Genomic DNA, 8,642 nt, shown 5'->3' on the forward strand with positions numbered 1-8,642 from the left:
TGCGGCGCCACGCCCTGCATCAGGGAATCACCGACGAAGAACACCTCATCCCCAGTGGCCAGGCTGGCCATCAGCGGCGCCGCGTGCCCCTGCTCGACCTGGGGTGGATGGCTGACCACGGGAGCCACGACCACTGGCTGCGGATGCACCGGGGCCGGAGCCGGGACTGGAGCCTGGGGTGCCGTATGGGTCGGTGCCGCGTGAGCAGCACTCAGCGGCGGGTGCTCGGGCGCCGGCGCGGCCGAGAGCTTCGGCAACGGCGCAGGCTCCAGCTCCTCGTCCGCGGCCGCTTCCGCCTGGGCCACCAGGCTCAGGTCGGCGGTCGCGGCAAAGCTGCCGACAAAGGCCACCCGGGCATTTTCCAGGGCCTGGTTGAGCTGTGCGCCAAAGCGCCACTGCGGGTTCTGCGACAACCCCGGGATCTCGCAGTCATCGTGGTACTTCTGCTGGCAGTAGAGACGGATCGACTGCTGGTTGAACCACACCAGCAACAGGCTGGTCACCACCAGGGCATAGAACACCTTGGCTGCGCTGCCGAGGCTGACCGACAAGGGCGAACGGTTAGAAACTGGCATAGATGAACCCCGGCACGCCCGACGGTGAGGCGAAGATAACCACGCAGATGAACAGCCCCAACGGCACTGGATAGAACAGCCACGGCAAGCCGGTGGCAGCATCGAACAGGCGCTGCAGCAGCGCCACGATCCGTGGGTAGAGCGCGACGAACAACAGGCAGCCCAACAGGCTCAGGGCGCTGCCGGCCAGCCCGGCGAAGGACAGGCCGCCCAGGCCACTGAGCATGTCCATGGCGTCGGACAAGGTCGCGCAGCGGAAGAAGATCCAGGCAAAGGCCACGTAGTGGAAGGTCAACAGGCGAGCCATCAGATCCGAGCCGATCCAGCTCGGCCCCCGGGCCAGCCACGGGCTGCACAGTTTGTACAGCGCCAGGCCAACGCCGTGCAGCGCACCCCAGATAATGAAGTTGGCGCTGGCGCCGTGCCACAGGCCGGAGATCAGCATCGCCAGCAGCATGTTCAGGTTGCCGCGCCAGACCGGCCCCCGGTTGCCCCCCAGCGGGATGTACACGTAGTCACGGATGAAGGTCGACAGGCTGATGTGCCAGCGTCCCCAGAACTCCTTGAGGTTGCGCGCCGCATAGGGGTAGTTGAAGTTCAACGGCAGGCGAAAGCCCAGCAACAAGGCGATACCGGTCACCAGATCGGTGTAGCCGCTGAAGTTGAAGTAGATCAGGAACGAATAGCCGTACACCGCCCGCAGGATCTGCTCGGCCGAGAAGGCCACCGGGCTGTCGAACACCGGGTCGACCCATTCGTTGGCCAGCCACGAGCTGAGGAAGAACAGTTTGACCACCGCCACGGCGATCAGGCCCAGTGCCCGTTGCGGCTCCAGCACCTGGCGCAACTGCGGCGGGTTGATCTGTTCCAGCATGGGGATCGCCCGGTTCACGGGACCGGCGATCAGGCTGGGGAAAAACGCCAGGTACAGCGCCAGGTCGAAAGGCGAGCCCGGCGTCAGCTCTCGACGGTTGATCGACACCAGGTAGCTGACCGAGTGGAAGGCATAGAACGACAGCCCCACCGGCAACAGCACCTCCAGCAACGGTAGCGACACTTCCACACCAAACAGGGCGAAGGCGCTCTGCACCGTGCTGGTGAAGAAGTCCTGGTACTTGAACAGGTAAAAAGCCCCGAGCACCAGCAGCAACATCAGGCCATTGACCCAGCCCCGCCCGGGATAACGCTGGCTCAACAGGCCGAGCAGATACACCAGGGCCGTGTAGCCCAGCAGGATGTAGAGGAAGTTCAGGCTGAAGCTGGCGAGGATCGCGTAGCTGGCAGCCAGCAGCAGGCCGTTCTGCAGACGCAGACTGAAGCCCAGGCCCCAATAAAGAATGAAGAACAGGATGAAGCAGAGGCCGAATTCGATCGAGAGATAGCTCACAACGTAGTCCATTACGTGCAGACGGGGACGAACCCGGCACAGGGAGAGCAGGAGGGGGCGTGGAAACGGGCGCGATTATGGCAGAGGGGCTTTGGCAGTCACAAGTTGAAACATTCTCCGCCTATGGCGGACACCGGCTCCGCACCGAACGACAGACACCCTTGTAGGAGCTGGCTTGCCAGCGAAGGCGTCCGCGAGAGCGACGCCAGATCCAAAGGCCTGTTCGCCGGCAAGCCGGCTCCTACAGTGGGGCGGCTTGGCGGACCGGTTTACCGTAGGAGCTGGCTTGCCAGCGAAGGCGTCCACAAGAGCGACGCCAGACCCAAAGGCCTATTCGCCGGCAAGCCGGCTCCTACAGTGGGGCGGCTTGGCGGACCGGTTTACCGTAGGAGCTGGCTTGCCAGCGAAAGCGTCCCCGAGGGCGACGCCAGACCCAAAGGCCGATTCGCCGGCAAGCCGGCTCCTACAGAGGGGCGGTGTAGCGGGCAGGGTTACTGGATGTCTTCGGGTTTGACGATCACCCAGTTCTTATCCGCCGTCACCGGCAGGCCTTCCTTGGCCTGGGCCGCGGCGTGCTTGGCCATCATGCCGTTGAGCTGGGTCATGTACTTGTCCTTGCGGTTGATCCACAGGTGGATGCCGCCCTTGGCCACGTCCACATCATGGAACAGCATGTAGCCGTCGCTGGTCGGTGTGTCGCCGCCCACCAGCACCGGTTTCTTCCACTCGTCGATGTAGGTCAGGATCGCCGCGTGCTTGCCCGCCATCCAGGTGGCCGGGGTCCACAGGTAAGGCGTCAGCTCCAGGCCAAGGTTGGCCTTCTCGTCGTACTTGCCGTCGGTGATCTGTTTACGCGCGGTGGTCAGGGCGCCGGTCTTGCGGTCCTTGAGCAGGGTGGTCACGCCAATCACGTTCTGCGGCTTGACGTTGTAGCCGTACTTGGGATCGGAGGCGACCATGCGCACCAGCTCTTCGGAGGCGGCGGTCATCACATAGACCTCGATGCCGTTCTCCATCAGTTTGTTGTACAGCTCGGTCTGGCCGGTGAAGACCTTGGGCGGGTTGACCTCGATGGTCTTGACCACGTCACCGTCGTAATACGTGCTCGGCACCGGCTTGCCGGACGCCATCAGCTCGTCGACATAGCCCTTGAGCTCCTTGAGGGTGAAGCCGGAGAACACCTGGGCCACCCAGGGGTAGCAGACCATGTCGTCGATTTCGCAAAGGCGGTAGTAGTAGCTGAACAGGCTTTCCTTGTGCTCGGCGGTGTCCTTGAACGGAATCAGTTTCAGCGACGGGTCGAGGGTCTCGCGGGTGATCAGCCCCTTGTTTTCCATGTAGGGCAACAGGGACTCTTCCAGGTCGTAGCGGTAACTGGTGTTGTCCATGTCGAACACCGCGAAGTTACCCTTGTTGGCGTTGGCCGCGATCATCGCGTCCAGTTGCTTGGCCTGCTCCTGCGGCCAATGCTTCAACTCGGTGGCGAAGGCCTGGCCGGAAAGGCCCAGGCAGAGTGCAACGGCTAGAAATTTCGGCGCGAACTTCATCTGCGGTTTCTCCCTGAGTGAAAGGTTCGACGCTAACAAATCCCTGTGACAGTTCTCTTCTGCGCACGACGGTCTACGTTCCATAAGCGCCAGCCACATGCGCCTGAGCGTCAGCCGCTTATTCCAAAAACGACAGTGGCCATGCGATATCGTTATTAATTCATTAGATTTCAAGCTGTTAGGCTTGCCGGTTCGCAATCGCCCTGAGCCGCGATTGGCACACGTCTTATCGGAGCCCCAATGAATCTGCCGCTGATCCTCAACCTGCTGGTGTTCCTGGCCCTGCTGCTGGGCCTGGCACAAACCCGCCACACCACCTGGAGCCTGGCCAAGAAGGTCCTCCTGGCCCTGGTGCTGGGCGTGGTCTTCGGCATCGCCCTGCACAGCCTCTACGGCGCCGGCCACCCGGTACTCAAGGCCTCCATCAGCTGGTTCGACCTGGTGGGCAATGGCTACGTGCAGTTGCTGCAGATGATCGTGATCCCCTTGGTGTTCGCCTCGATCCTCAGCGCCGTGGCCCGCCTGCACAATGCCTCGTCCCTGGGCAAGATCAGCTTCCTGACCATCGGCACCCTGCTGTTCACCACCGCCATCGCGGCGTTGGTGGGCATCGGCCTGACCAACCTGTTCGGCCTGACGGCCGAAGGGCTGGTGGCCGGCACCCAGGAAATGGCCCGCCTGCAAGTGATCCAGAGCGATTACGCCGGCAAGGTCGCCGACCTCAACGTGCCGCAGCTGCTGCTGTCGTTCATCCCGCAGAATCCTTTCGCCGACCTGGCCCGGGCCAAGCCGACCTCGATCATCAGCGTGGTGATCTTTGCCGCCTTCCTCGGAGTGGCGGCGCTGCAACTGCTCAAGGACGATGCCGACAAGGGCCAGAAGGTGCTCAACGCCATCGACACCCTGCAAGCCTGGGTGATGCGCCTGGTGCGCCTGGTGATGAAGCTCACGCCCTACGGCGTGCTGGCGCTGATGACCAAAGTGGTGGCCGGCTCCAACCTGCAGGACATCATCAAGCTGGGCAGTTTCGTGGTGGTGTCCTACATCGGCCTGGGCCTGATGTTCGTGGTCCACGGCCTGCTGGTGGCGCTGGCCGGGATCAACCCGCTGCGCTTCTTCCGCAAGGTCTGGCCAGTGCTGACCTTCGCCTTCACCAGCCGCTCCAGCGCCGCCAGCATTCCCCTGAGCATCGAAGCCCAGACCCGGCGCCTGGGCATTCCCCAGTCCATCGCCAGCTTTGCCGCCTCGTTCGGCGCCACCATCGGCCAGAACGGCTGCGCCGGCCTGTACCCGGCCATGCTGGCGGTGATGGTTGCCCCCACGGTGGGCATCAACCCGCTGGACCCGCTGTGGATCGCCACCCTGGTGGCCATCGTCACCTTGAGTTCCGCGGGCGTGGCCGGCGTGGGCGGCGGCGCGACCTTCGCCGCGCTGATCGTGCTGCCGGCCATGGGCCTGCCGGTGTCGTTGGTGGCGTTGCTGATTTCCGTGGAGCCGCTGATCGACATGGGCCGCACCGCGCTGAACGTCAGCGGTTCGATGACCGCCGGCGCGATCACCAGCCAGGTGATGCAGCAAACCGACAAGGCGTTGCTGGACGCCGATGAGCACGAGGAACTGGCTCAGGCTTGATTGACCTCTTCGCCGGCAAGTCGACCACCTCCTGCGGGGGCCGATTTGCCGGCGAAGCGCTTAACGCTTCTCCCACACCTCGAAGCTGTACGCCGGTTTGTCCCCTTCCGGCGGATTCGGCACATCGGACACCAACTGCCATTGGTCCAGATCGAACACTGGAAACCAGGCATCCCCTTCCGGGCTCAAGGCCACCCGCGTCAGATACAGGCGATCCGCCTGCTCCAGGCCCTGGCTATAGAGTTGCGCGCCGCCTATCAACATCAGCTCGTCGGCCCCCCGCTCCAGGGCCCACTCCTCGGCCCGCGCCACCGCGGCCGCCAATGACGGATAGACCTCGGCACCTTCGAGCACCAGATCGGTCTGACGACTGACCACGATGTTCAAGCGCCCAGGCAAGGGCCGGCCCAGGGAATCCCAGGTCTTGCGCCCCATGATGATCGGCTTGCCCAGGGTCGTGGCCTTGAAGTATTTGAAATCCCCCGGCAAGTGCCAGGGCATGCTGTTGTCGACGCCGATCACGCGGTTTTCACCGAGGGCCGCGATCAGGCTGAGAGGGAGAGTTTTTTTCATGCCGGCGAGGATACCAGAGGGCCCGGGCCTGGCAACTTCACCCGACCGCCGCTGCAGCAGTTATGCTCAGCGCACTTTTGAGCGATGGAATGACGCGTGACTGCACTGACTCCCCTGCAACGACTGTGGCTGACCGAAACCGTGCGCCTGCGCGAGGAGCACGCCGGGCCACTGGACGATCAGGAAGCCAACCGCCTGGCCCGCAACCAGGGCGGCGACCTGGCGACCCGCATCCAGAACCGCGCCCTGTGGCTGGCCCAGCGCGACGGCCTGCACAGCGCTTTGCTGCACTGGCTGCAAGGCGCCCGCCTGGCCTTGCTGATGCTGGCAGTATTGGCGGTCCTCAGCGGTGCCGGTCTGGCCTTCAGCGCCCTGGGCAACACCCAGCAACCGGTCAATGTGTTCTGGGCCCTGGGCAGTCTGCTGGGCCTGAACCTGATCCTGCTGCTGAGCTGGCTGATCGGTCTGCTGTTCGCCGGCGAGCACAGCGCCAGCCTGGGCCGGCTGTGGCTATGGCTGAGTGAAAAATTCTCCCGCGACGCCAAAGCCGCGCAGCTGCCACCGGCCCTGTTGCTGTTGCTGCAGCGGCGCAAGCTCAATCGCTGGGCCCTGGGCGCCCTGGTCAACGGCCTGTGGTGCCTGGCCCTGTTCAGCGCCGTGGTCATGCTGCTGTTGCTGCTGACCACCCACCGCTACAGCTTTGTCTGGGAAAGTACCCTGCTGGGCAGCGATGCCTTCGTGGCCATTACCAACACCTTGAGTGCCCTGCCCCGTGGCCTGGGCTTTGGCGCGCCGAGCGTGGCGAGCATCCAGGCCAGCACCCGGGATGTCTACAACACCGAACTGATCCGCCAGTCCTGGGCCATCTGGCTGGTGGTGCTGGTGACGATCTACGGCGTGCTGCCGCGCCTGCTACTGATGCTGTTCTGCCGCTGGCGCTGGAAACACGGGCAGGCCCGTCTGCAACTGGACCTCAACCTGCCGGGCTACGCCCAATTGCGTGAGCGCCTGATGCCCAGCAGCGAGCGCCTGGGGGTCAACGATGCGGCCCCCGAGCAGTTGCACCGGGTCGAAGGCGGCGTCAGTGCCCAGGACAGCAGCGGCACCCTGCTGGTGGCCATCGAACTGGACAACCAGCGCCCCTGGCCGCCGCAACTGCCGGAGAGCGTCAAGGACGCCGGCATCCTCGACAGCCGCGAATCGCGCAACCACCTGCTGGAGCAGATGAGCCGCTTTCCCCCGGCGCGCCTGGTGATTGCCTGCGACCCGCGGCGCTCGCCGGATCGCGGCAGCCTGGGGCTGATTGCCGAACTGGCCCGCAACGCTGCGGCGACGCGAATCTGGCTGCTGCAAGCGCCTCCAGGTCAAGCGCTGGACTCGGCTCGTCTGGGCGACTGGCACGCGGCCCTGGAGCAACTTGAGCTGCCGTTCGCCGATTGCGCGCCCCTCAACTGGCTGGAGACCGGTCATGACTGAACCACGCCACCGGGCACTGAAACTGGCCGTGGTCGGCCACACCAACGTCGGCAAGACCTCACTGCTGCGCACCCTGACCCGGGACGTGGGCTTTGGCGAAGTCTCCCATCGCCCCAGCACCACCCGGCATGTGGAAGGCGCCCGCCTCTCGGTGGATGGCCAGCCCCTGCTGGAGCTCTACGACACCCCGGGCCTGGAAGACGCCATCGCCCTGCTGGATTATCTGGAGCGCCTGGAACGCCCTGGAGAACGCCTGGACGGCCCGGCCCGGCTGGCACGTTTTCTCGACGGCAGCGAAGCTCGGCAACGCTTCGAGCAGGAAGCCAAGGTCCTGCGCCAGCTGTTGGCCTCGGACGCCGGGCTCTATGTGATCGACGCCCGGGAACCGGTGCTGGCCAAGTACCGGGATGAGCTTGAAGTCCTGGCCGGCTGCGGCAAGCCACTGCTGCCGGTGCTGAATTTCGTCAGCAGCGCCGAACAGCGCGAAGGCGACTGGCGCGAAGCCCTGGCCCGCCTGGGGTTGCACGCCCTGGTGCGCTTCGACAGCGTGGCGCCGCCGGAAGACGGCGAACGGCGCCTGTATGAGAGCCTGTCCCTGCTGCTGGAGCATGCCCGCCCTGCCCTGCAACGGCTGATCGACGACCAGCAGGCACAACGCCTGGCGCGCCAGCACAGTGCGGCACGGCTGATTGCCGAACTGCTGGTGGACTGCGCCGCCTGCCGCCGCAGCGTGGCCAGCGATACGCAACAGGAGCAGCAGGCGATTGGCGAACTCCGTCAGGCCATCCGTCAGCGCGAGCAACGCTGTGTCGAAGCCCTGCTCAAGCTCTACGCTTTCCGCCCTCAGGATGCCTCGGCCAGCGATCTGTCGCTGCTGGACGGGCGCTGGGGCGACGACCTGTTCAATCCGGAAACCCTTAAGCAACTGGGGGTGCGTGTCGGTGGTGGGATCGCCGCGGGCGCAGCGGCCGGGGCCGGCGTGGATCTGCTGGTGGGCGGCTTGACCCTGGGCGCCGCGGCGTTGGCCGGGGCCATTGCCGGAGGCGCCCTGCAGACCGCCCGCAGCTATGGCAGTCGCCTGCTGGGCAAGCTCAAGGGCCAGCGCGAGTTGACCGTGGACGACAGCGTGCTGCGGCTGTTGGCATTGCGCCAACGGCAGCTGGTGCAAGCCTTGAACCGGCGCGGGCATGCGGCCATGGACAGCATCCGACTGGCCACGCCGGAGGATAAGAACTGGCGCGAGGGCAAGTTGCCGCAAGCCCTGAGCAAGGCTCGGGCTCATCCGCAGTGGTCATCGCTCAATCCCCATGCGCGCCTGAGCCAGGCCGAGCGTCAGGAGCAGATCGAGGCCCTGGCCGAAACCTTGGTGGTTCAGGCGTAGATCGCCTTCGCCGGCAAGCCGGCTCCTACAGCGCTCTGTAGGAGCGGGCTTGCCGGCGAAAGGGCCCTCAG

At 65.0% G+C, this 8,642-nt stretch carries 6 protein-coding genes and 1 pseudogene; 3 read left to right on the forward strand and 4 right to left on the reverse strand.

All coding sequences use genetic code 11. The features are described from left to right. The 3 genes and pseudogenes from BLX41_RS36020 to BLX41_RS22665 form a co-directional block, all read right to left on the reverse strand. Positions 1-575 (reverse strand): annotated as a pseudogene (locus BLX41_RS36020) (SGNH/GDSL hydrolase family protein); the annotation flags it as partial. Beyond that, complete coding sequence (locus tag BLX41_RS22650; RefSeq protein WP_259745086.1) at positions 562-1,962, reverse strand: MBOAT family O-acyltransferase; 1,401 nt, start codon at positions 1,960-1,962, stop codon at positions 562-564. The pseudogene BLX41_RS36020 and the gene BLX41_RS22650, both read right to left, overlap by 14 nt. A gap of 491 nt (positions 1,963-2,453) precedes the next feature. After that, a complete protein-coding gene (locus BLX41_RS22665; RefSeq protein WP_123726687.1) occupies positions 2,454-3,509 on the reverse strand; it encodes an HAD family hydrolase in 1,056 nt (351 codons plus the stop codon). 240 nt (positions 3,510-3,749) lie between these two features. Here BLX41_RS22665 and BLX41_RS22670 point away from each other — a divergent pair, with 240 nt between their 5' ends. After that, positions 3,750-5,141 carry an L-cystine transporter gene (locus tag BLX41_RS22670; RefSeq protein ID WP_123726688.1) on the forward strand — a complete coding sequence of 464 codons (1,392 nt, stop codon included), beginning with the start codon at positions 3,750-3,752 and terminating at the stop codon, positions 5,139-5,141. A 60-nt stretch (positions 5,142-5,201) separates the two neighbouring features. Here BLX41_RS22670 and BLX41_RS22675 read toward each other — a convergent pair whose 3' ends face one another. Continuing rightward, positions 5,202-5,714, reverse strand: coding sequence for a dihydrofolate reductase (locus BLX41_RS22675; RefSeq protein ID WP_123726689.1), 513 nt, complete (start codon positions 5,712-5,714; stop codon positions 5,202-5,204). A 96-nt stretch (positions 5,715-5,810) separates the two neighbouring features. Here BLX41_RS22675 and BLX41_RS22680 point away from each other — a divergent pair, with 96 nt between their 5' ends. Then, complete coding sequence (locus BLX41_RS22680) at positions 5,811-7,190, forward strand: DUF2868 domain-containing protein (protein ID WP_123726690.1); 1,380 nt, start codon at positions 5,811-5,813, stop codon at positions 7,188-7,190. Further along, the gene (locus BLX41_RS22685) at positions 7,183-8,571 is read left to right on the forward strand and encodes a GTPase/DUF3482 domain-containing protein (RefSeq protein ID WP_123726691.1); all 1,389 of its coding nucleotides are present in this window, start codon (positions 7,183-7,185) and stop codon (positions 8,569-8,571) included. The genes BLX41_RS22680 and BLX41_RS22685 overlap by 8 nt, the downstream gene beginning before the upstream one ends. The last annotated feature ends 71 nt before the right edge of the window (positions 8,572-8,642 follow it).

Source organism: Pseudomonas protegens, from assembly GCF_003732485.1.
Classification (GTDB): Bacteria; Pseudomonadota; Gammaproteobacteria; order Pseudomonadales; family Pseudomonadaceae; genus Aquipseudomonas; species Aquipseudomonas protegens_B.